Source organism: Serratia sp. J2, from assembly GCF_046269175.1.
GTDB lineage: Bacteria > Pseudomonadota > Gammaproteobacteria > Enterobacterales > Enterobacteriaceae > Chania > Chania fonticola_C.
Map to the genome: position 1 here is coordinate 1 of NZ_JBKABN010000101.1, position 693 is coordinate 693.

1 protein-coding gene is annotated in these 693 nt (G+C 58.2%); it reads right to left on the reverse strand.

Annotated elements, in window-relative coordinates:
• The coding region (locus ACKWMY_RS28245; RefSeq protein ID WP_409487553.1) for a hemagglutinin repeat-containing protein at window positions 1-693 on the reverse strand (693 nt) is incomplete at both ends.

The following is a 693-nucleotide window of genomic DNA, read 5'->3' on the forward strand; positions in this document are numbered from 1 at the left end:
CCACTGCGTACCGGTGCCTTTCTCACTGCCTTTGCCAGCGTTGACGTTGGCGAACACCTTGATACCCGTGTCTTTACCCAGGCTCAGGCCGATACCGATTTCACCGCCGCTGCTCTTGTTACTCCCCGTCTGCTGTTGGGAATTAGCCGCCCCGGCAAGCAAGATGTCGCGAGAGGCATCGATAGTGGTATCGCCACCCGCTTTCAACTGGCTACCCGCAATCACCACATCGCCACTGTTGGCACCGCTGCCTTTACCGGTTGCGGTCACCGACAGATTATTACCCGCCGTCAGCGTCGAACCGGTGACATTATCAGAGACCTGTTTTTGCGTGGATGAAGACTTTTGGGCCCCCAGAGAAAGGCTGATACCAATCGCATTACCTGCATTACCCTTGGTATTCTCCAACACAGCGGCCTGTCCTGCCTGCACCCCGGACAACGCGGCTTTGGTGCCCTGCAAGGCGGCCAAACGGCCATCGCTTTCACTTTTGGCACTCTGCGCTGCCGCTATCGCTGAGTTGGCCGCTGCACCTGCCGCACCGGACAACGCCACCGTCAGGCCACTCTGCTTCTGCTCAAACCGCTCTTCTACCGTACGCAGGTCATGCCCCGGTTCGATAACGACGCTGTCGCCAGTAACGTTGAGATTTTTACCGGCAATCAGATCCGCACCGCCAATGTGTGCCTTGCC